Annotated in this window: 26 protein-coding genes and 1 pseudogene; 16 read left to right on the top strand and 11 right to left on the bottom strand. The window is 64.9% G+C overall.

Annotated features, from left to right (window positions below; translation table 11 throughout):
• Positions 1 to 18: 18 nt before the first annotated feature.
• Positions 19 to 1,752, top strand: coding sequence for an SDR family oxidoreductase (locus tag ACFSOZ_RS04515; protein ID WP_379094085.1), 1,734 nt, complete (start codon positions 19 to 21; stop codon positions 1,750 to 1,752).
• Here the strand turns inward: ACFSOZ_RS04515 and ACFSOZ_RS04510 are convergent.
• From ACFSOZ_RS04510 to ACFSOZ_RS04500, 3 genes are all read right to left on the bottom strand, one after another.
• Positions 1,665 to 2,048 carry a DUF1850 domain-containing protein gene (locus ACFSOZ_RS04510; protein ID WP_379094082.1) on the bottom strand — a complete coding sequence of 128 codons (384 nt, stop codon included), beginning with the start codon at positions 2,046 to 2,048 and terminating at the stop codon, positions 1,665 to 1,667. The two genes, ACFSOZ_RS04515 and ACFSOZ_RS04510, sit on opposite strands and share 88 nt — an antisense overlap.
• A gap of 82 nt (positions 2,049 to 2,130) precedes the next feature.
• Entirely contained in the window at positions 2,131 to 4,233 is a 2,103-nt protein-coding gene (locus ACFSOZ_RS04505; RefSeq protein WP_379094079.1) for a TRAP transporter permease, read from the bottom strand.
• A 135-nt stretch (positions 4,234 to 4,368) separates the two neighbouring features.
• On the bottom strand, positions 4,369 to 5,328 hold the full coding sequence (locus tag ACFSOZ_RS04500; RefSeq protein ID WP_379094076.1) for a TAXI family TRAP transporter solute-binding subunit: 960 nt from the start codon (positions 5,326 to 5,328) through the stop codon (positions 4,369 to 4,371).
• Positions 5,329 to 5,585: 257 nt separating this feature from the next.
• Between ACFSOZ_RS04500 and ACFSOZ_RS04495 the strand changes: the two genes are divergently transcribed.
• Both ACFSOZ_RS04495 and ACFSOZ_RS04490 read left to right on the top strand, forming a co-directional pair.
• Positions 5,586 to 5,960, top strand: a complete 375-nt coding sequence (locus tag ACFSOZ_RS04495) for a YciI family protein (RefSeq protein WP_379094073.1) — start codon at positions 5,586 to 5,588, stop codon at positions 5,958 to 5,960.
• Positions 5,957 to 7,204, top strand: coding sequence for an RNA polymerase sigma factor (locus ACFSOZ_RS04490; RefSeq protein ID WP_379094070.1), 1,248 nt, complete (start codon positions 5,957 to 5,959; stop codon positions 7,202 to 7,204). The genes ACFSOZ_RS04495 and ACFSOZ_RS04490 overlap by 4 nt, the downstream gene beginning before the upstream one ends.
• A 36-nt stretch (positions 7,205 to 7,240) precedes the next feature.
• On the opposite strand, the gene ACFSOZ_RS04485 is transcribed toward ACFSOZ_RS04490, so the two are convergent.
• The 6 genes from ACFSOZ_RS04485 to hrcA all read right to left on the bottom strand — a co-directional run bounded on the left by ACFSOZ_RS04485 (position 7,241) and on the right by hrcA (position 12,749).
• Entirely contained in the window at positions 7,241 to 7,867 is a 627-nt protein-coding gene (locus ACFSOZ_RS04485) for a glutathione S-transferase family protein (protein WP_379094067.1), read from the bottom strand.
• Positions 7,868 to 8,049: 182 nt separating this feature from the next.
• The gene (cysK, locus tag ACFSOZ_RS04480) at positions 8,050 to 9,030 is read right to left on the bottom strand and encodes a cysteine synthase A (RefSeq protein ID WP_379094064.1); all 981 of its coding nucleotides are present in this window, start codon (positions 9,028 to 9,030) and stop codon (positions 8,050 to 8,052) included.
• Positions 9,031 to 9,198: 168 nt separating this feature from the next.
• Positions 9,199 to 9,816 carry a LysE family translocator gene (locus ACFSOZ_RS04475; RefSeq protein WP_379094061.1) on the bottom strand — a complete coding sequence of 206 codons (618 nt, stop codon included), beginning with the start codon at positions 9,814 to 9,816 and terminating at the stop codon, positions 9,199 to 9,201.
• A 174-nt stretch (positions 9,817 to 9,990) separates the two neighbouring features.
• The gene (locus ACFSOZ_RS04470) at positions 9,991 to 11,358 is read right to left on the bottom strand and encodes a PQQ-dependent sugar dehydrogenase (protein WP_379094058.1); all 1,368 of its coding nucleotides are present in this window, start codon (positions 11,356 to 11,358) and stop codon (positions 9,991 to 9,993) included.
• An 84-nt stretch (positions 11,359 to 11,442) separates the two neighbouring features.
• The gene (locus ACFSOZ_RS04465) at positions 11,443 to 11,640 is read right to left on the bottom strand and encodes a hypothetical protein (RefSeq protein WP_379094055.1); all 198 of its coding nucleotides are present in this window, start codon (positions 11,638 to 11,640) and stop codon (positions 11,443 to 11,445) included.
• 23 nt (positions 11,641 to 11,663) lie between these two features.
• On the bottom strand, positions 11,664 to 12,749 hold the full coding sequence (hrcA, locus tag ACFSOZ_RS04460) for a heat-inducible transcriptional repressor HrcA (protein ID WP_379094052.1): 1,086 nt from the start codon (positions 12,747 to 12,749) through the stop codon (positions 11,664 to 11,666).
• A gap of 177 nt (positions 12,750 to 12,926) precedes the next feature.
• On the opposite strand from hrcA, the gene rph reads away from it, so the two are divergent.
• The 6 genes and pseudogenes from rph to ACFSOZ_RS04430 all read left to right on the top strand — a co-directional run bounded on the left by rph (position 12,927) and on the right by ACFSOZ_RS04430 (position 16,954).
• Positions 12,927 to 13,643 (top strand): ribonuclease PH, encoded by a 717-nt coding sequence (gene rph, locus ACFSOZ_RS04455; RefSeq protein WP_379019093.1) that lies wholly within the window; start codon positions 12,927 to 12,929, stop codon positions 13,641 to 13,643.
• Between the two features lie 219 nt (positions 13,644 to 13,862).
• A complete protein-coding gene (locus ACFSOZ_RS04450) occupies positions 13,863 to 14,273 on the top strand; it encodes a VOC family protein (protein WP_379094049.1) in 411 nt (136 codons plus the stop codon).
• Positions 14,273 to 14,950 carry an RdgB/HAM1 family non-canonical purine NTP pyrophosphatase gene (rdgB, locus tag ACFSOZ_RS04445; protein ID WP_379094958.1) on the top strand — a complete coding sequence of 226 codons (678 nt, stop codon included), beginning with the start codon at positions 14,273 to 14,275 and terminating at the stop codon, positions 14,948 to 14,950. Before ACFSOZ_RS04450 ends, rdgB begins: the two co-directional genes overlap by 1 nt.
• Positions 14,947 to 16,110: a radical SAM family heme chaperone HemW gene (hemW, locus tag ACFSOZ_RS04440; protein ID WP_379094046.1), complete on the top strand. Its 1,164-nt coding sequence runs from the start codon at positions 14,947 to 14,949 to the stop codon at positions 16,108 to 16,110. The genes rdgB and hemW overlap by 4 nt, the downstream gene beginning before the upstream one ends.
• Before the next feature lie 59 nt (positions 16,111 to 16,169).
• Positions 16,170 to 16,492, top strand: a pseudogene (locus ACFSOZ_RS04435) (low molecular weight protein tyrosine phosphatase family protein).
• Between the two features lie 24 nt (positions 16,493 to 16,516).
• Positions 16,517 to 16,954 (top strand): EamA family transporter, encoded by a 438-nt coding sequence (locus tag ACFSOZ_RS04430; RefSeq protein WP_379094043.1) that lies wholly within the window; start codon positions 16,517 to 16,519, stop codon positions 16,952 to 16,954.
• Positions 16,955 to 17,027: 73 nt separating this feature from the next.
• On the opposite strand, the gene ACFSOZ_RS04425 is transcribed toward ACFSOZ_RS04430, so the two are convergent.
• Positions 17,028 to 17,210 (bottom strand): hypothetical protein, encoded by a 183-nt coding sequence (locus ACFSOZ_RS04425; protein ID WP_379094040.1) that lies wholly within the window; start codon positions 17,208 to 17,210, stop codon positions 17,028 to 17,030.
• 148 nt (positions 17,211 to 17,358) lie between these two features.
• Here ACFSOZ_RS04425 and rsmI point away from each other — a divergent pair, with 148 nt between their 5' ends.
• Both rsmI and ACFSOZ_RS04415 read left to right on the top strand, forming a co-directional pair.
• Positions 17,359 to 18,255, top strand: coding sequence for a 16S rRNA (cytidine(1402)-2'-O)-methyltransferase (gene rsmI, locus ACFSOZ_RS04420; protein ID WP_379094037.1), 897 nt, complete (start codon positions 17,359 to 17,361; stop codon positions 18,253 to 18,255).
• A 102-nt stretch (positions 18,256 to 18,357) separates the two neighbouring features.
• Positions 18,358 to 18,735, top strand: coding sequence for a YraN family protein (locus ACFSOZ_RS04415; RefSeq protein ID WP_379094034.1), 378 nt, complete (start codon positions 18,358 to 18,360; stop codon positions 18,733 to 18,735).
• A 166-nt stretch (positions 18,736 to 18,901) separates the two neighbouring features.
• Here the strand turns inward: ACFSOZ_RS04415 and ACFSOZ_RS04410 are convergent, their stop codons facing one another.
• A complete protein-coding gene (locus ACFSOZ_RS04410) occupies positions 18,902 to 19,708 on the bottom strand; it encodes an undecaprenyl-diphosphate phosphatase (protein WP_379094031.1) in 807 nt (268 codons plus the stop codon).
• A gap of 159 nt (positions 19,709 to 19,867) precedes the next feature.
• On the opposite strand from ACFSOZ_RS04410, the gene ACFSOZ_RS04405 reads away from it, so the two are divergent.
• The 5 genes from ACFSOZ_RS04405 (at position 19,868) to ACFSOZ_RS04385 (ending at position 24,987) form a co-directional block, all read left to right on the top strand.
• Positions 19,868 to 20,560 (top strand): glutathione S-transferase family protein, encoded by a 693-nt coding sequence (locus tag ACFSOZ_RS04405; protein WP_111545347.1) that lies wholly within the window; start codon positions 19,868 to 19,870, stop codon positions 20,558 to 20,560.
• Entirely contained in the window at positions 20,541 to 21,695 is a 1,155-nt protein-coding gene (gene queG / locus ACFSOZ_RS04400; RefSeq protein WP_379094029.1) for a tRNA epoxyqueuosine(34) reductase QueG, read from the top strand. Before ACFSOZ_RS04405 ends, queG begins: the two co-directional genes overlap by 20 nt.
• Positions 21,692 to 22,594 carry an SDR family oxidoreductase gene (locus tag ACFSOZ_RS04395; protein WP_379094026.1) on the top strand — a complete coding sequence of 301 codons (903 nt, stop codon included), beginning with the start codon at positions 21,692 to 21,694 and terminating at the stop codon, positions 22,592 to 22,594. The genes queG and ACFSOZ_RS04395 overlap by 4 nt, the downstream gene beginning before the upstream one ends.
• A gap of 64 nt (positions 22,595 to 22,658) precedes the next feature.
• Complete coding sequence (gene mepA, locus ACFSOZ_RS04390) at positions 22,659 to 23,750, top strand: penicillin-insensitive murein endopeptidase (RefSeq protein WP_379094023.1); 1,092 nt, start codon at positions 22,659 to 22,661, stop codon at positions 23,748 to 23,750.
• 190 nt (positions 23,751 to 23,940) lie between these two features.
• Positions 23,941 to 24,987, top strand: a complete 1,047-nt coding sequence (locus ACFSOZ_RS04385) for a glucokinase (protein ID WP_379094020.1) — start codon at positions 23,941 to 23,943, stop codon at positions 24,985 to 24,987.
• Positions 24,988 to 24,992 lie beyond the last annotated feature (5 nt).

Here is a 24,992-nt window from a genome sequence, read left to right as displayed (position 1 = left end):
CGCTTGGGGGAACGGCGGATGAAGCTTCTCATTGTCGGCGGCTACGGCATTTTTGGCGGCCGCATCGTCCAATTGCTGGAGAACGAACCGCGCCTGACCGTGATCGTCGCCGGACGATCCTTGGCCAGGGCCGAGGCCTGGTGCGGCAGCCGTGGCGCTGTCGCAGCGCGACTGGTGCCGGCGGTGTTCGACAGGGATGGTGAGCTGGCCGCGCAACTGGCGTCGCTGCGCCCCGATACGCTGGTCGACGCCAGCGGTCCGTTCCAGGCCTATGGCGAGGGGCGCTATCGCCTGATCGAGGCCTGCATCGGCCAAGGCGTCAACTATCTCGATCTCGCCGACGGTTCGGATTTCGTCGCCGGCGTGCCGGCCTTCGACACGGCCGCGAAGCAGGCCGGGATGTTCGTGCTGTCAGGTGTTTCCAGCTTTCCGGTGCTGACGGCGGCGGTGGTGCGCCGGTTGTCATCGGATATGACGCGGGTCGACGGCATCAAAGGCGGCATCGCGCCGTCGCCCTATGCCGGCGTCGGCGAAAATGTCATTCGCGCCATCGCAAACTACGCCGGCCAGCCGGTCGCGCTGGTGCGCGACGGCAGCGAGGCGCAAGGCCATCCACTCACCGAACAGATGCGCTATACGATCGCGCCGCCCGGCCGCGTGCCGCTCAACGATACGCTGTTCTCGCTCGTCGACGTGCCGGACCTGCGCGCACTGGCGGAACTCTGGCCGCAGGCCAAAGCCATCTGGATGGGCGCCGGTCCGGTTCCCGAGATCCTGCATCGCGCCCTGATTGGCCTTGCCTGGCTCGTGCGTCTCGGGCTGCTTCGCTCGCTGTCGCCAATGGCTCCGCTGATGCATTGGGCGACCAACCGGCTGCGCTGGGGCGAGCATCGCGGCGGCATGTTCGTCGCGGTGGAGGGGGCAGACCAGTCCGGCGCGCCGGTCAAACGCTCATGGCATCTCCTGGCCGAAGGCGACGACGGGCCGCTGATCCCGTCGATGGCGGTCGAGGCCTTGGTGCGCAAAGCGGTGGACGGTTATGCGTTCGCACCGGGCGCCCGGGCAGCGGTGCACGATCTCGAACTCGAGGACTACGAAGCCCTTTTTGCCTCCAGGACGATCTACACCGGCTTTCGCGACGACACGGAAGCAGCCAGCCCGGATCAACCGCTCTATGCCACCCTGCTCGGCGATGCCTGGCGAGGGGTCCCCAAGGAAATCCGGACCATGCATGACCTCGCGAGCAGGGCCGAGGGCCGCGCCAGCGTCGAGCGCGGGAACAATATCCTTGGCCGGCTAACGGCGTCGCTGGTCGGGTTTCCCAAGGCGAGCGACGATATCCCGGTGCAGGTCCGTTTCGACGTCGACAAGGATGGCGAGACCTGGACGCGGACATTCGGCACGCACAGATTTTCCAGCCGCCAGTTTGCTGGCCGTGGCCGCTCGCAGCGGCTGCTGTGCGAGCGATTTGGCCCGCTGACCTTTGCCATGGCGCTGGTGACCGAGGACGGAAAACTGTCGCTGGTCCTGCGCCGCTGGAGCATCCTCGGGCTGCCATTGCCGATGTGGCTCTGCCCGCGTTCGACATCGTTTGAGGTCGTGAAGGATGGCCGCTTCCGCTTCCATGTCGAGATTTCCCATCCGCTCACCGGATTGATCGTGCGCTATCGCGGCTGGCTGGAACCGGTGGATTCGCATGGCTCCAGCACAATCGTGCCGCCGGCCGCATTGTCCAGCTCACGGCAGCCCTGAACCGTGCACAGCGTCCACCCGTCGCCCGTCGCGCCGGAGGCGGCGAGCACGAGGTGCGGCTGCTGCCCGACCTTGGGGGCATAGAGCCACCAGCCGTCTTTCAGCACCGCGCCTTCCGGTGGTTCCATCCCGGCGCCCGAGCCCTTGATCCGCGCCTCGACCACCTGCAGGCCGGAAGGCATCACCTTCCAGTCCTCCTCCCAGCGCGTCCGTTCCACCGAATGTGTCCAGGACAGCGTGAAGGCGGCGACGGAAAGCGTCACCGTCTTGCCGGCGGCCAGGATGCACAGGCTCATGCGGACCTATTTCTTTGCTTGAGCATGATCTCTAGCGAAAACCGCATCCCATTTTTGGCATTCGCTGACCTTCGGTTCGGGATCATGCTCTGGCCGACACCTGCCGCGCGTGCCAGCAGTGCCAGCCGATCCAGGCCAGCGACAGCGCCCAACCGGCTTCGTCGGTGAGCGGCACCGCCGCGACCAAAAGCACGCCGGCGGCGAAGGCGACAAGCCGTTCCCACCACGCCATGCGGCGGGCGAGGAAGCCGACGGCGGCCGCACCCCACAACACGATGCCCATGCACGCCTTGACGACGATGTAGGCGACCTCAACGGGATAGCCGAACTGGTCGGCGATCGGCCCGGCGTCCTGCAGCATCAGCGCTGGCGTGTAGACCGCCATGAACGGCACGACGAAGCCGGCAATGGCGAGCTTGGTCGCCTGGATGCCGATCTTGAGGCCGCTCTCCTTGGCCATGGGAGCTGCTGCAAACGCCGCCAGCGCCACGGGCGGCGTCAGGTCGGCCATGATGCCGAAATAGAAGACGAACATGTGGCTGACAAGCAACGGCACGCCGAGCGACAGCAGCGCCGGCCCGGCCAGCGACGAGGTGATGATGTAGTTGGGAATGGTCGGGATGCCCATGCCCAGCACCAGGCAGGTGAGCATGGTCAGCACCAGCGACAGGAACAGATTGTTCTCGCCGATCGAGATGATCCAGCCGATGAAGGTCGAGGCGATGCCGGTCAGTGTCAGCGTGCCGATGACGATGCCGACGATGGCGCAGGCAATGCCGACCGGCAATGCGTTCTTCGCCCCTTCGGCAAGAGAATCGACGCAGATTTGCAGCGTTTCGCGTCCGCCCCTGAAGGTGAAGCAGGCGACAATCAACGCAGCGATGACGAGGCCGAGGATGTTGACGCCGAACTTCATGAACGAGGCGGCGGCAAGTCCGAGCGCCAGCCAGAAGACGATGCGGAAGGCAAGCGGCCCGATCGCTGCCGCCAGTGGCGTGCCGAGGATGAGCACGATGGTCAGCGCCAGGCCCATCGTGCCGGCGAAGATCGGCGTATAGCCGGCGAACAAAAGATAGATGAGTGCGGCGAGCGGCAGCACCAGCGGCCAGTGTTGTCGCACTGCGTCCCAGGGGTTGGGCAGATCCGCCTTGGCCATGCCGTGCAAGCCGGCCTTGCCGGCCTCCAGATGCACCTGCCAGAAGCAGGCGCCGAAATAGAGCAGCGCCGGGATGATCGCCGCCTTGACCACTTCGGCATAGGGGATGTTCAGCGTCTCGGCCATGATGAAGGCGACCGCCCCCATCACCGGCGGCATGATCTGGCCGCCCATCGACGAAGTCGCCTCGACGGCGCCGGCGAAAGCCGAACGGAAACCGAAGCGCTTCATCAGCGGGATGGTGAATTGGCCGCTGGCCACCACATTGGCGACGCCTGAGCCGGAAATGGTGCCCATCAGCGCCGACGACAGCACACAGACCTGCGCCGGGCCGCCGCGCCACGTGCCGACGAGACCAAGGGCGAAATCGTTGAACAGCGCGATCATGCCGGCACGTTCGAGAAACGCGGCAAAGACGACGAAGATGAAGATGTACGCCGCCGAGACGTAGATCGGCGTGCCGTAGATGCCTTCGGTGCCAAAGGCGAAAGTGTCGACGAGCTGGTCGAAATCATAGCCGCGGTGGATGAAGGGCGGCGGCAGATGGTTGCCGACGAAGCAGTAGGCGAGGAAGATGAAGGCGATGACCGCGAGCGGCAATCCCATCAGCCGCCGTGCCGCCTCGAAGACCAGCAACACCAGCACCGCGCCGACGATCAAGTCCGGCGTGGTGAGAAAGCCGGAGCGGCGGATGAGGTCGGCATAGAACACCCAATTGTACAAGCCGGTGCCGAAACCGAGCACGCCGAGCGACCAGAACATGGCCTTGGCCGGCACGCTTTTGGCGCGCAGGTTGGCGATCAGGCCGAAACCGAGCAACAGCAGGAAGCCGACATGCATTGCCCGCACCACCTGGCTCGGAATGCTGCCATAGGCGGCGACATAGATCTGGAAAGCGGAGAAAGCGACGGCGATGAGAAAGGCGGCCTTGCCGGCGATGCCATCGCCGAAGCCCGGCGGCAGCCCTTCTACATGCTCTTCGCCGACAGGTACAAGAACGGTCGGGGTTTCCTGATGAGCGTCAGTCATGGCGGGCTCCTGGCGATGACTCCCTACCCTTTTGAGGGAAAGGTGCCGAGCAAAGCGAGGCGGGTGGTGTCGGAGTCAGGCCGCGCACTGACGCAGCGGCCCACCCGTCTATCCGCCTTCAAGGCGAGCCGTGCCCTACTTCAACAAGCCCTTCTCCTTGTAGTAGCGTTCCGCACCGGGGTGCAGCGGCACCGGCATGCCGTCAAGTGCCTTGGCCGGGTCGATCGCCTTGGCGGCGGCGTGCGCGGCGGCCAGCTGGTCGAGATTCTCGAACAGCAGCTTGGTCATCTGATAGACTGTCTCGTCGGAGACATCGGCGCTGGTGACGAGGAAATTGCCGACGGCGGCGGTCGCGACGTCCTCGCTCTGGCCCTCATAGGTGCCCTTGGGAATGACCACGGAAAGATAAGGCGAGCCGATCTTGGCGACGTCCTCCGCTTGAACGGCAACGACATTGATCGGCACGGAGGTGGCGAGGTCGCGGATCGAGGCGACGCCAAGGCCGGCCGATTGCAGCGTGGCGTCGAGCTGCCGGTTCTTGATCAGCTCGACCGATTCGGCGAAGGGCAGATATTCGACCCGGCCGAGATCGTCGTATTTCAGCCCGGCGGCGGCGAAGATGGCGCGCGCATTGAGCTCGGTGCCGGATGAAGGCGCGCCAACCGACAGGCTCTTGCCCTTAAGGTCTGCCAGCGTCTTGATGCCGGACTCCTGGCTGGCGACGATCTGGATGTAGTTGGGATAGATGGCGGCGATGCCGCGCAATTTGTCGAGCTTGCCGGGAAAGCCGGCGTCTGCATTCCCCTCGGCGGCCAGCTTGACGGAATCGCCGAGGGCAAAGGCGATCTCGCCCTTGCCCTGCTGCAGCAGATTGAGGTTTTCGACCGAAGCCTTGGTCGCCTGAACCTGGGTGTGGGAGCCTTCGATGCCCTTGCCATAGATTTCCGACAATGCGACGCCGAGCGGATAGTAGACGCCCGAGGTGCCACCGGTCAGCACGTTGATGAATTCTTGCGCCTTGGCTAAAACAACGCCAAGGCCAAGTGAGAGCGCCACGGCGCCGGCTGCAACAAGTTTCGTTCTGAAATGAAACACGTGATTTCCTCCCTGAAATATCGACAACCGCACCGCCTCCCAGATGCGAACCGGGCGAGTTTAGACAGCGGGCCGCAAATGCCAACCCGCAATTGTGCTCGTTAGACGAACGGTTGAGGGATCAGGAAACAGATGGCGGCTTGCACAAAAACCCGTCGCAGCCGAAAGTTTTTTCCGCAGCCTGTCGAAATCGGGCCATGCCGCGCGACATACGTCCGGCTCGCAACGACGCGGCCCTGTAACCACGGGAGATGACCATGCAGTATCTGCTTCTTATCTATTCGAACGAAGCCGGAATGGCAGCCGCGCCCAAGGAGGCGGCCACCCAGATGAGCGCCGCCTATGGCGCCTATACCGAAGCGATGAAGAAGGCCGGCGTGTTCCTGGCCGGTGAGCGATTGAAACCGACGAAGATAGCAACCACCGTGCGGGTGGCCGCTGGCAAGACCAATGTGATTGACGGCCCCTATGCAGACACCAAGGAGCAACTCGGCGGCTACTATTTGATCGAGGCGCCCGACATGGACGCGGCGATTTCATGGGCGGCACGCTGTCCCGGCGCCAGCGCCGGCACCATGGAAGTGCGGCCGATCTGGCCGATGGCAGAATACATGGCAGAATACACTGCGTGACAGCTGTGAGCGCAGATACGGCCCGGGCGGCCGCCGAGGCCGCCGCCCGGCAGAGCTATGGCAAGCTGGTTGCCTGGCTCGCGGCGCGCACGCGTGACGTGGCCGCCGCCGAGGATGCGCTGGCCGACGCCTTTGCCGCGGCGCTGGAGCGCTGGCCGCGAAACGGCGTGCCCGAAAAGCCGGAAGCCTGGCTGCTGGCGGTGGCGCGGCGTCGGCGTGTCGATGCGGTGCGGCGGCGGCTGACCAGCGAAGCCGGCCGCGAGCATCTCAAGCTGATCGCGCAGGAGATGGAGGCGCGCATGACCGATGAAGACCTGCCCGACGAACGGCTGCGGCTGATGTTCGCCTGCGCGCATCCGGCGATTGAATCGAGTGTGCGGGCGCCGCTCATCCTGCAAACCATCCTGGGATTCGACGCAGCGACCATCGCCTCTGCCTTCCTGGTGTCGCCGGCAACGATGGGCCAGCGCCTGGTGCGTGCCAAGGCCCGCATCCGTGAAACCGGCATTCCATTCCGCGTGCCGGAGCGGGCCGAACTCGGCGAGCGGCTGGATGCGGTGCTGGAGGCGATCTACGCCGCCTTCGCCGAAGGCTGGTCCGATCCGGCAGGCACCGAAACGCAGCGCCGCAACCTGGCGACCGAAGGCATCTGGCTTGGCCGGCTGGTGGCCTCGCTGATGCCGGATGAGCCGGAGGCGTTCGGCCTGCTGGCGCTGATGCTGTTTGCCGAGGCGCGCCGCCCGGCGCGCCGTGACGTGGCCGGAGATTATGTGCCGCTGGCCGAGCAGGATTGTGCGCTTTGGGATGACGTTTTGGTCGACGAAGCGGAATCCCTGCTCCGCCGCGCCGCCACCATGGGCGTCATCGGCCGCTACCAGCTAGAGGCGGCCGTGCAGTCCGTCCATGTGGCGCGGCGGCTGACCGGCCTGACCGACTGGGACGCGATCCGAGGTTTCTACGATGCGCTGTCGGTCATCGCCGGCTCGCCTGTGGTGGCGATCAACCGAGCCGTGGCGATCGCCGAGGCCGAGGGCGCCGCGGCAGGGCTGGCGGCCCTTTATGTGCTGGGCGACGACAAACGGCTTGATGATTATCAGCCTTATTGGGCAGCCCGTGCGGGGCTGCTGGCCAGGCTGGGCAAAATCGGCAAAGCGGTGGAGGCCTATGATCGGGCGATTGGGCTGGAACGCGACCCGGCGGTGCGCCGCTTCCTGCAAGGAAAACGGGCAGCGCTCAGAAATTAGGCGTCGAAGGATGGAGCTTCGCCGCCGGCAATCCGCTCAGGCCGGCCACATCTCGTGCGACGTATTGAGCGTCATCATCAGCGGATGTTCGCGTAGCCCGGCCCACAGACGTTCAACATTCGGCCAGGCGGCTCGCGCCCTGTCGGCGTCGGGGTGCCAGGCCACCAGCATGACGAGATAGATGTCGGCCAGTGACATCCGGTCGCCGACCAGCCAGTCACGGCCCTCGAGAGCGGTATCGAGAACGGCGAAGCCGCGATCCATCTCGGCAATGGCTGCCTGCTTGACCGCCTTCGTGCCGTCGGCATCGGTGGTGTAGCGATGGGCGTAGTACAGCCGCAGGATCGCGGGATAGAGCACCGACGACATGAAGGCCATCCAGCGCAGGAAGTCGACGCGGGCCGGCGCGTCGATTGCCGGCGCCAGGTCGGCATTGGGGTGCCGCTCGGCAAGCAGGATGCAGATCGCCGCCGATTCGGTCATCGAGCGGCCGTCCGGCAAGGTCAGCACCGGAACTTGGTTCAACGGACTGATGTCGAGGAACGCCGGATCGGGCAGGTCCGCCTTCGGCACGTCGATCTGCTCGAATGGCGCGTTCGCCAGCGCCAACGCCGCCTCGACGACAAAGCCGCCGCTGCCCGGACGGGTGTAAAGCTTGTACATGAAATCCTCCCCGGCCCGCACAAAGCAGGCCGGTGGCGATATGAACCGGAAGCAGGGTCCTGCTCAAGCCGGTGGCGGCGGCCACGGCCGGTTTTTTTCGGCGGGCCAGGCGGAAACGCCGATGCAGAACTTTTGATGCCGGCAGGGCAGAGGGGCGCGAAGGACCGCGCCCAATCTGTTCCCTATGCCCCCAGACCCTCAAACAGGATCGTCGACAAATAGCGTTCGGCGAAGGACGGGATGACCACGACAAGGTTCTTGCCCTTGTTCTCCGGCCGCGAGCCGACGACGATTGCCGCCTGTAGCGCCGCGCCCGACGAGATGCCGACCGGCACGCCTTCGAGGCGGGCGACGAGGCGGGCATTGGCGACCGAATCCTCGTTCGAGACCTTGACGATCTCGTCATAGATCGTGGTGTCGAGGATTTTTGGCGCAAAGCCGGCGCCGATGCCCTGGATCTTGTGCGGGCCGGGCTGGCCACCCGACAGCACCGGTGAGGATTCCGGCTCGACGGCGACGACATGCACCGAGGGCTTGCGCTTCTTCAGCACCTGGCCGACGCCGGTGATGGTGCCGCCGGTGCCAATGCCTGCGACGAAGATATCGACCTCGCCATGCGTATCGTTCCAGATTTCCTCGGCCGTCGTCGTGCGATGGATTTCCGGGTTGGCCGGGTTCTCGAACTGCTGCGGGATGATCGCGTTGGGGATCGTCGCGGCCAGTTCGTCGGCCTTGGCGATGGCGCCCTTCATGCCTTTCGGACCTTCGGTCAGCACCAGTTCGGCGCCCAGCAGCGCCAGCATTTTCCTGCGCTCGATCGACATCGTTTCCGGCATCGTCAGGATCAGCTTGTAGCCCTTGGCGGCAGCGGCGAAGGCAAGCGCGATGCCGGTGTTGCCGGACGTCGGTTCGATCAGCGTGGTCTTGCCGGGAGAAATCTTGCCGGAGGCCTCCAGTGCCTCGATCATCGCCACGCCGATGCGGTCCTTGACCGAGGCGATCGGATTGAAGAATTCGAGCTTGGCGATGAGATTGGCGACGATGCCCTTTTCCTTGGCGAACTTGTCGAGCCGCACCAGCGGCGTGTCGCCGATCGTGTCGGTGATGGAATTGTAGACGCGGCCGCGACCGGGCACGCGGGCAGGGGTGACGGGCTTGTTCATTGGTTTCGCTCCCAGAACTTCAGGCAAGTGGGCAAGATAGAGCCTTCGGTCGCGCAAGATAGACTGTCGGCTGAAAATATCGAGTGGGACCCGTGTCTAAAACACCAGGCTCCCGGAAAAGCATTTCCCGGAAAAGCCCGTTCCTGGAATGTTTTGGCCGAAAGCGGCCTACTGGCGGGCGGCAATCGCCGCCGCGGCGCCGACCATGAAGCCAGCGGCGGTACGGTTCAACGCCTTGAGCGCGCGCGGCGACTTCAGGAACCAGCGCGCCTTGGCCGCCAGCGCCAGATAGGGCACCAGCACCACCAGGAGCACGACAACCGTCAGTGCGACCAGAATGCCGTAGTCGGCCAGCGTGATCGTCTTCAGGTCAACGATGGTCGGCGTGATCGCCAGGTAGAAGATCATCGTCTTCGGATTGCCGAGCGTGACGGTGAGGCCGGCGATGAAGCTCGAAACCAGCCCGCCCTTGCCCTTCTTCGCCTCGACCGTCTCGGGCGTGATGCCGCTGGTCCAGAAGCGCCAGCCAAGGAAGGCGAGGTAGGCGACACCGAGCCATTTGATGGCGAGGAAAACCATGCCGAAGGTTTGCGCGACGAAGGCAAGGCCAAGCACCACGGCGGTCAGATAGGTGAGGTCGCCAAGCATCAGGCCAAAGGACATCGCCAAAGACGAGCGGAATCCGGAGCCGAGCGCACGCGCGACGAGCGCGGTGACGCCGGGGCCGGGAATGGCGGCGGCGATGCCGAGTGCGGCACTGTAGGCGAGGAAGCCGGTAAGGGTCATGGTTGCGGCCTTGCGCGTCCAAAGTCTTGGTCTTTATGCATCTCGTTGTCCCAAAACCGCTGCGCACTTTTGGGCGACATGCATTGTGACGGCGCCTTATGACACAAGGTCAGCCAGGCGTGAATTCCCTGGAGCCGGATTCGATTGCACCAAGCCGGCGTGCGCCGATGCGCATCAGGAGCGGCCGCCATAGGTGACGCGCCAGATGGTGCCGTTGCCATCCTCGGTCACGATCAGCGCGCCATCCCCGGCCACCGCCACGCCGACCGGCCGTCCCCACAACTCGCCGTTGGAGACGACGAAACCGGTGATGAAATCCTCGTACTCGCCGGTCGGCTTGCCGTCCTTGAACAGCAACCGCACCACCTTGTAGCCGGTCCTGTTGCCGCGGTTCCATGAACCGTGCAAGGCGACGAAGGCGTCGCCTTTGTATTCGGCCGGAAAGCCGGAACCGGCGGGCAAGTTTTTTCCGTCGTAGAAGGCGATGTTGAGCGGCGCCGAATGCGCCTGTATCAGCACATCGGGAATGGTCGCCTTGCCGGCAAGGTCGGGGCGTTCACCCTTGTGGCGCGGATCCTCGTTGTTGCCGATATAATACCAGGGCCAGCCATAAAAGGCGCCGTCCTTGACCACGGTCGCATATTCGGTCGGCACATTGTCGCCGAGCGCATCGCGCTCGTTGACGACGCACCACAGCGCGCCGGTCGCCGGCTGAACGGTCATGCCCGAACAGTTGCGCAGGCCGGTGGCGACGATGCGGCCATTCCTGCCGTCGGGGTCGAAGGCCAGCACATCTGCGCGGCCGTCTTCAGACCCCCAGGCGGCACCCAATGGCTTCGACTTCGCCCACGCCTCCAAGCCGCCGTCCGGCTCCTTTGTCATACCCTCGGCGACGTTCGACCCCGATCCGACCGACAGGTAAAGCGTCTTGCCGTCCGGAGAAAAAACGATGTCGCGGGTCCAGTGATGACTGGCAGGAATGTTGTCGACGATGGTTTCCGGATCGCCGGCTGCCTTCAGGTCACCATCGCGGTAGGCAAAGCGCACGACGCTGTCGCTGTTGGCGACATAGACCCATTGCGGGTCATTGCCCGGCGGAAAGAAGGCGATGCCGTATGGCCGGTTGAGATCGCCGGCAAAGATGCCGTCCTTCGCCAGCTTCGCGCTGCCCTCGGCGAGACGATAGACGCGGATCTGGTTGGCTTGGCTGTCGGCGACGAACAGGTCGCCGTTCGGCGCGACGCGCACGACGCGCGGATTGTCGATACCCGACGCGATCAGCTCGGCCGAAAAGCCCGGCGGCAGTTTCGGCTTCGCGTCTGCCGGCCTTTCGACCAGGCCGGTGCTGTTCGAGGCGGATTTGCTGACGTAAGGCCTTGGCAGGTCTTCCGGCTTGATCAGGCGGCGCACCCCTGGCCTGTCGGCGCGCCAGTCGCCAAAGGCGGCCGCGCCTCTCAGCACCGGCTGCTCCGCCTGCTGGGCGAATGCCGCGGCGGTGAGAAACAGCGCCGCGGGAATAGCCAGCCCGGCCAATCGGATCATTCCGTCCTCCAACCCCGGCCACAGAGACAGGTTGCGAAGAGAACAAACGGGCGATTTCGTCGATCGTTCCGTGGCTTGCCAGCCTCAGTTGCCGGCGGCGTAAAAATCGTCGTCTAGGCGTTTTTCCAGTTCAACGAGATCGGCCGGCAGCGGCAGCCCCATCGCGCGCATTTCCCGCAGTTTTTCGCGCAACTGCTCGTGGATTTCGTGCTGGTCTTCCGGCTGGTTGATCATCTCTTCCAGCAACAGGCTGATCCGGGCCTTGAATTCTTCGAGCGCCATCGTCGTCTCCTCGGTTACCCAGCTCAACGCAGCATGCGGGAAATAAGCTGCGCCGTATAGTCGACCATCGGTACGATACGGGCATAGTTGAGCCGGGTCGGGCCGATGACGCCGAGCGCACCGACGACGCGGGCATCCTTGTCGCGATAGGGCGCCACCACCAGCGACGAGCCCGACAGCGAAAACAGCTTGTTTTCCGAACCGATGAAGATGCGCACGCCCGATCCCTGTTCGGCCAGGTCAAGCAGCTGGATCAGCCCGTCCTGCGTCTCCATGTCCTCGAACAGGTGCCGCAACAATTCGATGTCGGCCTGGGCGGTGACGTTTTCGAGCAGATTGGCGCGACCGCGCACGATGAGCCGAGCCGGCAGGCCGCTGTCGGCGCCCGCCCACACCGCCAGCCCCTTTTCGACCAGGTCCTGCGAGAGCGTGTCGAGCGCGGCCCTGGTCTCTTCCTTGATGCGGGCGATCTCGATCCGCGCCTCGGCTAGCGTGCGGCCGCGAATATGGGCGTTGAGGAAGTTCGAGGCTTCGTGCAGCTGCGAGACGGTGATGCCGGCCGGCAGCTCGACGACGCGGTTTTCGACGTCGCCATTTTGCGACACCAGCACCGCCAGCGCCTTGGTCGGCTCCAACTGGATGAATTCGATGTGCTTCAGCGCCACCTCGTTCTTGGCGGCCAGCACCAGGCCGGCGCCGCGCGACATGCCCGACAGCATCTGGCTGGCCTCGGTCAGCATGTGTTCGAGTGTCGCGCCTGAGCCGGACGCCCGCACCTGCGCCTCGATGGTGCGGCGCTCCTCGTCCGAGAGGTCGCCGAGTTCCATGAAGGCATCAACGAAGAAGCGCAGGCCGGCCTGCGTCGGCAACCGGCCGGCCGAGATGTGGGGCGCGTAGATCAGGCCGAGATGCTCGAGGTCGCTCATCACGTTGCGGATGGTGGCGGGCGACAGCGAGGACGGCAGGATGCGCGACAGGCTGCGCGAGCCGACCGGTTCGCCGTCCTTCAGGTAGGAATCGACGATGCGCCGGAAGATGTCGCGCGAACGCATGTCGAGCGACTGAAGCGCGGGCGACAGCAGACTGGGTTCGGCGACTGCCTTGGTCATTCGGCCAAAAACCTCCGGCCCAAGGATATAGACTTCACCACGGCCCGCGCAACCGGTGTCTGACTCAGATCACCCGGGGTGTCTGTATCAGATCACCCGGCCATTTTCCTTTGCGCCACGCGCCCCATGTGGTTACAAGCCGGCCAAGAATCCGAAAAATGACGGGAAAGAGCCTGAATGCGCCCCTCCAAACGCCAATTCGACGAAATGCGTGCCATCTCCTTCGAGCGCGGCGTCTCCAAGCACGCCGAAGGCTCATGCCTGGTGAAGTTCGGCGACACGCATGTCCTGTGCACGGCCAGCCTCGAGGAGAAGGTGCCGGGCTGGATGCGTAATTCCGGCAAGGGCTGGGTCACCGCGGAATACGGCATGCTGCCGCGCTCGACCGGCGAGCGCATGCGCCGCGAGGCCTCCGCTGGCAAGCAGGGTGGCCGCACGCTGGAAATCCAGCGGCTGATCGGCCGCTCCTTGCGCGCCGTGGTCGACCTGCAGGCGCTGGGCGAACAGCAGATCACCGTCGACTGCGACGTCATCCAGGCCGATGGCGGCACTCGCACCGCCTCGATCACCGGCGGCTGGGTGGCGCTGTATGATTGCCTACGCTGGATGGAAGCCCGCCAGATGGCCAGTGTCGCCAAGGTGCTGAAGGATCATGTCGCGGCGATCTCCTGCGGCATCCATGACGGCCAGCCGGTCATCGACCTCGATTATCTCGAGGATTCCTCCGCCGGCACCGACGCCAATTTTGTCATGACCGGCAAGGGTGGCATCGTCGAGATCCAGGGCACCGCCGAGGGCGAGCCTTTCTCCGAAGAACAGTTCGCCGCCTTGATGGGCCTGGCCAAGAAGGGCATCCAGCGCCTGGTCAGCCTGCAGCAGATGGCGGTGGCTTAATTTTCAAATGCCGAGCTTGAGCGCCCCCCTCTGGCCTGCCGGCCATCTCCCCCTCGAGGAGGGAGGCCAGCTATCCGGCCGGCTTTCGCCAACTGCCGGCGGCGCGAGATGTGCGGAGGCGCTGAAGCTGCCGATCTCCCCATTTGAGGGGGGTCCGAAGGACGGGCCGAGACCAGTTGCTCGGGCCAGGCAAGCCGGCAGGCCAGAGGGGGGCGCTTCGTGACGCCTTCCGCAATCCTGGAATCCGCTCTCTACGTTACAGACTTGCAAGCCGCCGAAAGCTTCTACGCCGACGTGCTTGGACTTCCCCTCCTTGGCAAGGTCGACGGCAGGCATCTTTTCTTCCGCTGCGGGGCCGGCGTGCTGCTCATTTTCAACGCCGAGGCGACGAAAGTGCCGCCCGCAGCCGACGCGAGACTGAAAGTGCCGCCGCACGGCGCGGTCGGCGAAGGTCATCTCTGCTTTGCGGCCAGCGCCGACGAGATCGCGGACTGGAAAGCGCGTCTTGAAGCAAGGAAGATCGCCATCGAAAGCGAATTTGAATGGCCGCAAGGCGGCCGTTCGATCTATATACGCGACCCCTCGGGCAATTCGATCGAATTCGCCGAGCCACGAATCTGGGGCATATGATGCATTCGCCAACTGTTCACTCGCTTGACGGAAAAAAGATCGTCGTCGCCAGCCACAATGCCGGCAAGCTGCGCGAATTCGCCGATCTGATGGGGCCGTTCGGCTTCGAAGCGAAATCGGCCAAGGACTATGGCCTGCCGGAACCGGACGAGACCGGCACCACCTTCGAGGAGAACGCCTACATCAAGGCGCTCGCCGCTGCCCAGGCGACCGGCCTGCCGGCGCTGTCGGATGATTCCGGCCTGTGCGTCGACGCGCTGGATGGCGCCCCCGGCGTCTACACCGCCAACTGGGCCGAAACCCCGGACGGTTCGCGCGATTTCGGCATGGCCATGCAGCGCACCGAAGTGGCGCTGCAGGAAGTCGGCGCCGCATTGCCGGAACAGCGCAAAGGGCGCTTTGTCGCCGTCATCTGCCTGGCCTTTCCCGACGGTGATGCCGAATATTATCGCGGCGAGGCCGAAGGCACGCTGGTCTGGCCGCCGCGCGGCGAACTGGGCTTCGGCTACGACCCGGTGTTTTTGCCCAACGGCTTCGACAAGACCTTTGGCGAGATGAGCGCCGAGGAAAAGCACGGCTGGAAACCCGGCCAGCCGACCGCGCTGTCGCACCGCGCCCGCGCATTCCAGAAATTCGCCCAGGCGCGATTGGATCTGGCCAGATCGGGCTCGGCATGAGCATGCTGCTCGACCGGGCGCCCGGCTTTGGCGTCTACGTCCATTGGCCGTTCTGCGCGGCCAAATGCCCCTATTGCGACTTCAACAGCCATGTCCGCCACCAGCCGGTCGACCAGGACCGCTTCGCCGCCGCTTTCGAGGCCGAGCTCGCGACGATGCGCGAGCGCACCGGGCCGCGCGACGTGACCAGCATTTTTCTCGGCGGCGGCACGCCGTCGCTGATGAAGCCGGAAACCGTGGCCAGGGTTTTGGACGCCGTGGCGAAGAACTGGACGGTGCCTGATGGCATCGAGGTGACGCTGGAGGCCAATCCGTCCTCGGTCGAGGCCGAACGGTTTCGCGGCTACCGCGCGGCAGGGGTCAATCGCGTGTCGCTCGGCGTGCAGGCGCTGAACGATAGGGATTTGCGTTTCCTCGGCCGGCTGCACAATGTCGATGAAGCGCTGCACGCCATTGGCCTGGCGCGCGAAATCTTTCCGCGCCTCTCCTTCGACCTGATCTATGCCCGGCCCGGCCAGACGCCCGACGCCTGGCAGGCCGAGCTCGAACAGGCGATCGGCCACGCCGCCGATCATCTATCACTCTACCAGCTGACCATCGAGGAAGGCACGCCCTTCCATGCCCTGCATGCGGCGAAGAAATTCATCATTCCCGACAATGACCACGCCGCCGACCTCTATGCGCTGACACAGGAGATCACGACGGCGCACGGCCTGCCGGCCTATGAGATTTCCAACCATGCTCGGCCGGGCGCCGAAAGCCGGCACAATCTGACCTATTGGCGCTATGGCGAATATGTCGGCGTCGGCCCCGGCGCGCATGGCCGCTTCGTCGAGAACGGCCGCCGCACGGTGACGATCGCCGAGCGGATGCCGGAAACCTGGGCCAATCTGGTCGAGGCCAAGGGCCATGGCGTCACCGGCGGCGAGATCCTGACGCGCTCGGAAGAGGCAGACGAGTTCCTGCTGATGGGCCTGCGGCTGGCCGAAGGCATCGACCTCTCGCGCTACGAGGCGTTTTCCGGACGCGGCCTGTCGAGCGCACGGCTATCGGTGCTGCAGGGCGAGGGGCTGGTGGCGCCGATCGGCAACGCTCGGCTCCGCGCCACGCCGGCCGGCATGATCGTGCTCGACGCCGTGGTGGCCGATCTGGCGCGCTGAAGCATGATCCCGAAAGGTGGGTCCCGGTTTCCGGACAAGATCATGCTCGGGTATTGGCCTTGAAAAAAGTCCTCTTCGTCTGCAGCCAGAACCGCTTGCGCAGCCCGACCGCCGAGCAGTGTTTTCCAAGCGCAGGGATGTCGAGGTCGCATCGGCCGGAACCAACCACGATGCCGACACGCCGTTGACGCATGAACTCGTCGCCTGGGCCGACATCATCTTTGTCATGGAAAAGGCGCATCGCGCCAAATTGCAGAAGAAGTTCAAGGCCAGCCTGAAGAAGGCCCGGGTCATCTGCCTCGACATACCGGACGACTATGAATTCATGGACCCGGAGTTGATTCGCCTTCTGGAGGCGCGCGTTTCACGTTATCTGGGTTGAGACGCCATCCGCGAGGCCACCCGAATGAACCTGACCGTTTCCTCCTGGCAATTCTGGGCGCTGTTGTCGGCGGCTTTCGCAGCGCTTACGGCGATCTTCGCCAAGGTCGGTATCGAAAACATCAATTCGGATTTCGCCACCTTCATCCGCACGATAATCATCCTGGTCGTGCTCGCTGCCATCCTGCTGGCCAGCGGCCAGTTCCAATCACCGGCTACGATCTCTGGAAAGACCTGGCTTTTCCTCGCCCTGTCCGGTCTCGCCACCGGAGCCTCGTGGCTTTGCTACTTCCGCGCCCTGAAGATCGGCAATGCGGCGCAGGTGGCGCCGATCGACAAGCTAAGCGTCGTGCTTGTGGCGGTGTTTGGCGCGATCTTTCTCGGCGAGCGACTCTCCGGAGCGAACTGGCTTGGCGTCGCCCTTATCGCGGCGGGCGCGGTGCTGGTCGCCTATCGGGGGTAGCGGTACGCCATTGCGGGCGTTTTTCGTTTCAAGACGGGTGATGAAGATATCGAAGCGATTGGGCATCGTCCGGTCAGTGCTCCGTCGTGCTGTCGGTTTCGGAAAGTTCTACGCTCGCGGGCAAAGTGCGTGCGGCAAGCTCTTTGCCCGGGCTGCTCTCGGGCTTGGCAGCCAGGCGCCTGTCGCTAGGCTTGGCAACGCGCTTGCGGCCGGCATAGTAGGGCTCGAAAGCGTCCTGTATCGTCAGGCTGTCCATCCTGTCCTCCTCCGGAATCAGGAGCTAAATCTGCCGAACCCGGTTTCGTTCCCCACTGTGGCAAAGGAATGGCGGAATCTCACATCGATCCACGCTTTTGCAACCGGGCGTGAGCCGTGCCAAACAGGGCTGAACGGAGAAGGCATCAGTGACCGGCGAGACAGCCAAGCGCAGCTACGTGGTCGGGCAGACCGAGATCGCGGCCCGCCCGCTCGAGCCGGCGCTCTATCTGGTGGCGACCCCGATCGGCAATCTCGCCGACATCACCCTGCGCGCGCTGGAAACGCTGGCCGCCGCCGACATCGTCGCTTGTGAGGACACGCGGGTTTCGCGCGTGCTCCTCGACCGTTACGGCATTCGCCGCCGCACCACGGCCTATCACGAGCACAATGCCGGCGAGGCCGGGCCGAAACTGATCGCGGCACTTCAATCTGGACAGAGCGTGGCGCTGATTTCCGATGCCGGCACGCCACTGGTGTCCGATCCCGGCTACCGGCTGGTCGGCGAGGCGATCGATCATGGCATTCGCGTCGTGCCAATCCCCGGTCCGTCGGCGCCACTCGCGGCGCTGACGGCATCCGGCCTGCCTTCCGATGCGTTCCTGTTCGCCGGCTTCCTGCCGGTCAAGACCGGGCAGCGGCTGACGCGGCTGGCAGCACTGAAAGCCGTGCCGGCGACGCTGATCTTCTTCGAATCGCCGCGCCGGCTGGCCGAGTCCCTCGGCGCCATGGTCGATGCGCTTGGCGGCGAGCGCAAAGCCGCGATTGGCAGGGAATTGACCAAGACTTTCGAGGAGATGCGCACCGGCACGCTGCAGGTGCTGGCCGACCACTATGCGGTGGCCGATACGCCGAAGGGCGAGATCGTCGTCTGCGTCGGTCCCGCCGAGGCCAAGGCCGACGAGCCGGCCGACATCGACCGCCTGCTGTTGTCGCTCGCCGCCGAAATGCCTGCCTCCAAGGCAGCGGCGGAAGCCGCGAAAATGACCGGCGGCCAGAAACAGGCGCTCTATCGGCGGCTGCTCGAACTTAAGGACAGACCATGATCCCGAAAAGTGGAAACCGGTTTTCGGAAAAGATCATGGTCAACCAAGGAGACAGAGCCCCATCCCGATTCCATCGGGATGGTACGGGCTCTGGAGGCGGCGGTGGCTGAGCGCCCCAGCGTCAGTCGGCAGAAGGCGTATCGGCGCGGCCATCGCGGCGAATGGCTGGCGGCGGCAGCGCTGATGCTCAAGGGCTACCGGATTCTCGCGCGCCGCCATCGCACGCGCTTCGGCGAGATCGACCTGATCGCGCGGCGCGGCGACCTGGTGCTGTTCGTCGAGGTCAAGGCTCGCCGCACCTTGATGGAAGCCATGGAGGCGATCGGCCATGAATCGGAGCGTCGCATCGAGGCGGCGGCCGACATCTGGCTGTCGCGCCAGTCGGACTACGGCAAACTGTCGATGCGCTTCGACATGGTCGCGGTGCTGCCCTGGCGCTGGCCGGTGCATGTCGAGAACGCGTTTTATGGAAGGAGTTGAGGGAGGCGTTGCACGCCCTTCGCGTGGCTCCCTGCCCTTCGGGCGTTCAGTCTCCTTAAAAAGGTCCACTGGACCTTTTGATCCACCCGAAGGCGGACAGGGCCTTCACCGTTCGTCGTTCGGAAAGCCAAGCAATTGGCTTCCCGTCCGCTGCGCGGAACACTCCTCACCCCCAAATCATCAACGCCACCAGCCCGACAACACCCACCACCAGCCGCCACCAGCCGAACAGCGAGTATCCGTTGCGCGAGACGTAATCGAGCAGGAAGCGCACGACGATGAGCGCCGTGACGAAGGCGGCGACGAAGCCGATGGCGATGATCGGCAGGTCGGCGCTGCTCAGCACGTTGCGATTCTTGAACAGGTCGAAGGCGAAGGCGCCGACCATGGTCGGGATGGCGAGGAAGAACGAGAATTCCGCCGCGGCGCGTTTGTCGACGCCCAGAAGCAGCGCCCCGACGATCGTCGATCCCGAGCGCGACGTGCCGGGGATCAGCGACAGGCACTGGAAAAGCCCGATCTGCAGGTAAAGCCGGGTCGGAAACCGCTCGACGTCGCGGTAGACCGGCTTGAGGTTCATGCGGTCCACCGCCAGCAGCACGACGCCGCCGATGATCAGCATGATGCAGATCAGCCTTGGCGATTCGAACAGCACCGTCTTGATGAAGTCATGCGCCAGCGCGCCGATGAGGGCCGCCGGCAGGAAGGCGATGAGGATGCCGATGACGAAGTGCCGCGTCAGCCGGTCATGCGGCAGGTCGAGCAGCATTTGCCACAGGCGGCGAAAATAGACGCTGAGAATAGCCAGGATCGCGCCGAGCTGGATCAGGATCTCGAAGGCCTTGCCGGTCGAATGGAAGCCGAGGAAATGCCCGGCGAGCAGGATGTGGCCGGTCGACGAGACCGGTATGAACTCGGTCAGCCCCTCCAGCAGGCCGAGCAGCAGGGCTTCGACGATGGTCTGGCTTTCCATGGCTACCTCGGCATTGGCGTGACGGCTAACAGAACGGCTTGCTTGTCATGGCCTGCAAGTCCCCCTATAGGTCGCAACACCTGACGGCCCGCATCCCGGGCGGCCAAGACTTACCGGTGCGACCGGCGATTCGCCAGTGCGCTTTATCATCGCGGAACCATGCTGACGCTTTTCCATCATCCCATGTTCGCCACCTGTCGCTTCGTCCGCCTCGCTTTCGGCGAGTATGGCGAGGAGTTGGCCCTGATCGAGGAAAAGCCGTGGACGCGGCGCAAGGAGTTCCTGGCGCTGAACCCGGCCGGCACGTTGCCGATCCTGCTGGCCGAAGGTGACGTGCCGATCGTCGGCGCAACCGTCATCGCCGAATATCTCGATGAGACGCGCGGCGTCTTGAAGCGCGACAAGCGGCTGTTCGCCGAGGACCCGATGCAGCGCGCCGAAATCCGCCGGCTGATCGACTGGTATCTCAACAAGGCCGAAAGCGAAGTCACCCGTCATCTGGTGCGCGAACGCGTGCTGAAGCCGGTCATGCCGGAAACGGCAGGCGGTGGCTCGCCCGATTCGGGCGCGATCCGCGCCGCGCGCGCCAACATCCGCCAGCACATGAAATACACCAATTGGCTGGCCGGCACCCGCCATTGGCTGGCCGGCAGCAGGGTCACCTATGCCGACCTCGCGGCCGCCGCGACGCTGTCGGTGCTCGACTATCTCGGCGAGATCGACTGGCGCGAACACGCCGCGGCGCGCGAATGGTACACGCGAGTGAAGTCGCGGCCCTCCTTCCGGCCGCTCTTGACCGACCGTGTGCGCGGCCTGTCGCCGGTGTCGCATTATGCGGACCTCGACTTCTGACGCCGCGAAACTGCGCGCGCTGATCGACGCAGAGGCGCATCGTGCCGGCTTCGATGCCGTCGCCGTCACCACCCCCGATGCGATCCCGCTGGCGCCGGCGCGCCTCGCCGAATTCGTCGCCGACGGCTTTCACGGTTCGATGGACTGGATCGCCGAGACGCTCGAACGCCGTAGCGAGCCAACCGCGCTGTGGCCGCAGGTGCGCTCGATCATCGTGCTGGCGATGAATTACGGCCCCGACCAAGATCCGCGCGGGGTGCTGGCCAAGCGCGACCGCGGCGCGATCTCCGCCTATGCGCAGAACCGCGACTATCACGAGGTGATGAAGGGCCGGCTCAAGGAAATCGCCGGCAAGCTTGTGGCGCGCGCCGGCGGCGACGTGAAGGTGTTCGTCGACACGGCACCGGTGATGGAAAAGCCGCTGGCCGAGGCCGCCGGGCTCGGCTGGCAAGGCAAGCACACCAATCTGGTCAGCCGCGAGCACGGCTCCTGGCTGTTTCTCGGCACCATCTTCACCACAGCCGAACTCGTGCCCGACCGGGCCGAGATCGACCATTGCGGTTCCTGCCGCGCCTGTCTCGACGTCTGCCCCACCGACGCTTTCCCCGCGCCCTACCGGCTCGATGCGCGGCGCTGCATTTCCTATCTGACCATCGAGAACAAGGGGCCGATCCCGCATGAATTCCGGGAAAAAATCGGCAACCGCATCTATGGCTGCGACGACTGCCTCGCCGCCTGCCCGTGGAATAAATTCGCCCGGGCGGCTTCCGAGGCAAAGCTCGCCGCGCGTGACGATCTGCGCGAGCCGCCGCTCGCCGACCTGCTGCAACTGGGCGACGCAGCCTTCCGCGCCTTCTTCTCCGGTTCGCCGATAAAACGCATCGGCCGCGATCGTTTTGTCCGCAATGTGCTGATCGCCGCCGGCAATTCCGGCGATGCCGCGCTGGCCGGCGCCGTACGTGCCTTGTTGGGTGACGCCTCGCCGCTGGTGCGGGGCGCGGCAATATGGGCGCTGGCGCGGCTCGTGCCCGATGCCGAATATTCCGAACGGGCCGCGATCGGCCTGAAAACCGAGAGCGACGCGGCCGTGCGCGACGAATGGCGTCTGGCGTCACCAACCAGGGCGCATGCATGAGCGAAAAGCAGATCTTCATCTTCGGCGCCGGCTATTCCGGCAAGGCTTTTGCCCGAGCCAGCAAAGGTGCCGCCAGAATTTTTGGCACGACGCGTTCGCCAGATAAATTAGAGGCGCTGCGCCAAGTCGGCATCGCGCCGCTGCTGTTCGACGGCGCATTGACCGGTGAAATCGGCGAGGCGCTGGGAAAAACCACGCATCTGGTGATTTCGGTCGCCCCGGAAGAGACCGGTGATCCCGTGCTGAATGCCGCCCGCGCCGCGATCGTGGCCCGCATGCCGGCGCTCGAATGGATCGGCTATCTCTCGACGGTCGGCGTCTACGGCAACTATGACGGCGCATGGGTTGACGAAACGGCCGAGTGCCGGCCGGTGTCGAAGCGCTCGGTGATGCGAGCGGCGGCAGAACAGGACTGGCTGGAATTGGGCCGGGAGATCGGCCGACCGGCGGCGATCCTGCGCTTGTCCGGCATTTACGGCCCAGGCCGCAATGCGCTGGTCAATCTGGAAAACGGCACCGCGAGGCGGCTGGTCAAGCCGGACCAGGTTTTCAACCGCATCCATTGCGATGACATTGCCGGCGCGCTGTGGCAGCTGATCGACGGCAATACTGGCGGCATCTTCAACGTCACCGACGACCTGCCGGCGCCGCCACAGGATGTCGTCGCCTATGCCGCGTCGCTGATGGGCGTCGTGCCGCCGCCCGAAATTCCCTTCGACGGCGCCCAACTTTCGCCCATGGCGCGGTCCTTCTATGGCGAGAACAAGCGCGTCGCCAATGCGGCGATCAAGGCGGCGGGCTATTCCCTTCGCTTTCCGGATTACCGCGCCGCTTTCGACCATATGTGGGCAAGCGGCGACTGGCGCGATGGCGAGCCGCGCAGTCCGATGAAGCGCTAATCATCGAAGCGCCGCGCGTTGCGTGTTATGATTCGGCCTTGGATTGCGGTGGGGATCCGGTTTCATGAAGACAGCGATGCGGCGATCTCTCGGCAAGAAATCATTGCTGGCGGCAGCACTTGGTCTGCTTGCCCTGACCAGCCTCGCCGTTCAGCCGGCAACGGCCGAAGAGCGCGCAAAAGACCTGTTCGGCGCCAAGAAACTGCCGGCGGCAACAGCCGCGCAGTCGATCGGATTCTATTCCAGGGGATGCTTTGCCGGCGGTGTCGCCATTCCCATGGACGGCCCGACCTGGGAGGTGATGCGCCCGTCGCGCAACCGCCGCTGGGGCCATCCGGCGATGATCGCCGTGATCGAGAAACTGTCGCGCGACGCCGCGGCCGATGGCTGGCCGGGCCTGCTGATCGGCGACATTTCGCAGCCGCGCGGTGGCCCGATGATGACTGGCCATGCCTCGCACCAGATCGGCCTCGACGCCGATATCTGGCTGACGCCGATGCCCAATCGCCCGCTGTCGATGGCGCAACGCGAGAACATGAGCGCCACCTTGATGGTCGACGAGAAGACCCATCTGGTGAAGGATGCGCTGTGGACGCCGGCGCATACGCTGCTTCTGAAGCGGGCGGCGAGCTACCCGCAAGTCGAACGCATCCTGGTCAATCCGGGCATCAAGAAAAAGCTCTGCGACACCGCCAAGGGTGACCGCGAATGGCTGCGCAAGATCAGGCCGTTCTGGGGCCATGACTATCATTTCCACATGCGCATCGGCTGCCAGCCGGGCTCGCCCGACTGCAAGGCGCAGGAAGCGACGCCGGCCGATGACGGTTGCGGCAAGCCGCTCGCCTGGTGGTTCACGCAGGAGCCGTGGCGGCCCAACAAGAATCCAGATGCGCCGAAGGCGCGCGACCTGATGACGATGGCGAACCTGCCGAAGGAATGCCGTGCCGTGCTCGACGCGCCGGGGCCGGCTTCCGCCGAGGCCGCGACCTATCATGGCGGCGGCGTGCCGGTCGCGGTCGCAGCGCCCGAGCCCGAAGCACCTTCGCTGCCCGCCAGCGCGGCCAGTGGCGCGGCCGGCTTGCCAACCTCGGTGAACGCTTTCACCGCGACCCCCGAGATCGGCATCCCGCTGCCGCGGCCACGACCGGGAAACTGACCGCCGTGGCGTTTAACCAGGGTTGAACCGGTTTAGCGTGCCGGTTTTTGCGAAATAGTGGCCGTTTGGCCGCAGAACCCGTTCCTGCGCGCCGCTGGTCTCGAAAAGCGATTTCCCTTTTCAAACTCATGCGCTAGTCAACGGGTGAACGGCGATACGCCGTCGGGGGCGCCGGGGAACGGACGAGAGCATGCCAAGCACGGGCGACGACGATACTTTGTTGCGGTTTCCGGTCCTGATCGGCGACATTGGCGGCACCAATGCGCGCTTTTCGATCGTGCTCGACTCGAATTCGGAAGCGACCGAGCCGCAGATCGTCCAGACCGCCAATTACAACACCATCGACGAGGCGATCCAGGCGGCCGTGCTCGACCGCTCCTCGATCCGACCCAATTCGGCGGTGCTGGCGGTGGCCGGCCCGGTCGACAGCGACGAGATCCAGCTCACCAACTGCCCGTGGGTCGTCAAGCCCAGACAGATGTTCGCCAGCCTCGGCTTGAGCGACATCGTCGTGCTCAACGATTTCGAGGCGCAGGCGCTGGCCGTCGTAGCGCTGGGCGAGGAACACATGGAAAAGATCGGCGGCGGCACGCCGGAACCCAATGCCGGACGCGTGGTGCTGGGTCCTGGAACCGGGCTCGGCGTCGCCGGGCTGGTCTATGCGCTTGCCCACTGGATCCCGGTGCCAGGCGAGGGCGGCCATATGGACATCGGCCCACGCACGCCGCGCGATTTCGAGGTTTTCCCTCATATCGAGAAGCTCGAGGGCCGGATTTCGGGCGAGCAGATCCTGTGCGGACGCGGCCTCGTCAACGTCTACCGGGCGGTGGCCAAGGCGGATGGCAAGCCGTCGCCGTTCTCCACGCCGGCCGAGATCACCGGCGCGGCACTGGCGAAGACCGATCCGGTTGCCGAAGAAGCGCTGGAGACCTTCGTCACCTGCCTCGGGCGCACCGCCGGCGATCTTGCCTTGGTGTTCATGAGCCGCGGCGGCGTGTTCCTCACCGGCGGCATCGCGCAGAAGATCGTGCCGGCGCTGAAGGTCGGCAATTTCCGCGCCGCCTTCGAGGACAAGGCGCCGCACAGCGCGCTGATGCGCACCATGCCGGTCTATGTCATAACCCACCCGCTGGCAGCGCTTTTGGGCCTTGCCGCCTATGCCAGAAACCCGTCGCTGTTCGGCGTGCAGACCGCGGGCCGCCGCTGGCGCGACGAAGTTAGTTACCCCAAGGCATAGGCAAG

The sequence above is a fragment of the Mesorhizobium newzealandense genome (assembly GCF_042682145.1).
GTDB classification, from domain to species: domain Bacteria; phylum Pseudomonadota; class Alphaproteobacteria; order Rhizobiales; family Rhizobiaceae; genus Mesorhizobium; species Mesorhizobium newzealandense.
Note: the sequence above shows the minus strand (reverse complement) of the source record. Positions and strands in the feature narration are given on the sequence as shown.

Bases quoted from the DNA above. Each gene is read 5' to 3' on its own strand.
- rdgB (WP_379094958.1), top strand. From the start codon at position 14,273: ATGCATTCGCCAACTGTTCACTCGCTTGACGGAAAAAAGATCGTCGTC.
- ACFSOZ_RS04470 (WP_379094058.1), bottom strand. From the start codon at position 11,358: ATGATCCGATTGGCCGGGCTGGCTATTCCCGCGGCGCTGTTTCTCACC.
- ACFSOZ_RS04515 (WP_379094085.1), top strand. From the start codon at position 19: ATGAAGCTTCTCATTGTCGGCGGCTACGGCATTTTTGGCGGCCGCATC.
- hemW (WP_379094046.1), top strand. From the start codon at position 14,947: ATGAGCATGCTGCTCGACCGGGCGCCCGGCTTTGGCGTCTACGTCCAT.
- ACFSOZ_RS04395 (WP_379094026.1), top strand. From the start codon at position 21,692: ATGAGCGAAAAGCAGATCTTCATCTTCGGCGCCGGCTATTCCGGCAAG.
- ACFSOZ_RS04465 (WP_379094055.1), bottom strand. From the start codon at position 11,640: ATGGCGCTCGAAGAATTCAAGGCCCGGATCAGCCTGTTGCTGGAAGAG.
- ACFSOZ_RS04485 (WP_379094067.1), bottom strand. From the start codon at position 7,867: ATGTACAAGCTTTACACCCGTCCGGGCAGCGGCGGCTTTGTCGTCGAG.
- ACFSOZ_RS04410 (WP_379094031.1), bottom strand. From the start codon at position 19,708: ATGGAAAGCCAGACCATCGTCGAAGCCCTGCTGCTCGGCCTGCTGGAG.
- hrcA (WP_379094052.1), bottom strand. From the start codon at position 12,749: ATGACCAAGGCAGTCGCCGAACCCAGTCTGCTGTCGCCCGCGCTTCAG.
- ACFSOZ_RS04425 (WP_379094040.1), bottom strand. From the start codon at position 17,210: ATGGACAGCCTGACGATACAGGACGCTTTCGAGCCCTACTATGCCGGC.
- cysK (WP_379094064.1), bottom strand. From the start codon at position 9,030: ATGAACAAGCCCGTCACCCCTGCCCGCGTGCCCGGTCGCGGCCGCGTC.
- ACFSOZ_RS04495 (WP_379094073.1), top strand. From the start codon at position 5,586: ATGCAGTATCTGCTTCTTATCTATTCGAACGAAGCCGGAATGGCAGCC.
- ACFSOZ_RS04505 (WP_379094079.1), bottom strand. From the start codon at position 4,233: ATGACTGACGCTCATCAGGAAACCCCGACCGTTCTTGTACCTGTCGGC.
- ACFSOZ_RS04475 (WP_379094061.1), bottom strand. From the start codon at position 9,816: ATGACCCTTACCGGCTTCCTCGCCTACAGTGCCGCACTCGGCATCGCC.
- ACFSOZ_RS04405 (WP_111545347.1), top strand. From the start codon at position 19,868: ATGCTGACGCTTTTCCATCATCCCATGTTCGCCACCTGTCGCTTCGTC.
- ACFSOZ_RS04385 (WP_379094020.1), top strand. From the start codon at position 23,941: ATGCCAAGCACGGGCGACGACGATACTTTGTTGCGGTTTCCGGTCCTG.
- ACFSOZ_RS04510 (WP_379094082.1), bottom strand. From the start codon at position 2,048: ATGAGCCTGTGCATCCTGGCCGCCGGCAAGACGGTGACGCTTTCCGTC.
- rph (WP_379019093.1), top strand. From the start codon at position 12,927: ATGCGCCCCTCCAAACGCCAATTCGACGAAATGCGTGCCATCTCCTTC.
- ACFSOZ_RS04430 (WP_379094043.1), top strand. From the start codon at position 16,517: ATGAACCTGACCGTTTCCTCCTGGCAATTCTGGGCGCTGTTGTCGGCG.
- mepA (WP_379094023.1), top strand. From the start codon at position 22,659: ATGAAGACAGCGATGCGGCGATCTCTCGGCAAGAAATCATTGCTGGCG.
- queG (WP_379094029.1), top strand. From the start codon at position 20,541: ATGCGGACCTCGACTTCTGACGCCGCGAAACTGCGCGCGCTGATCGAC.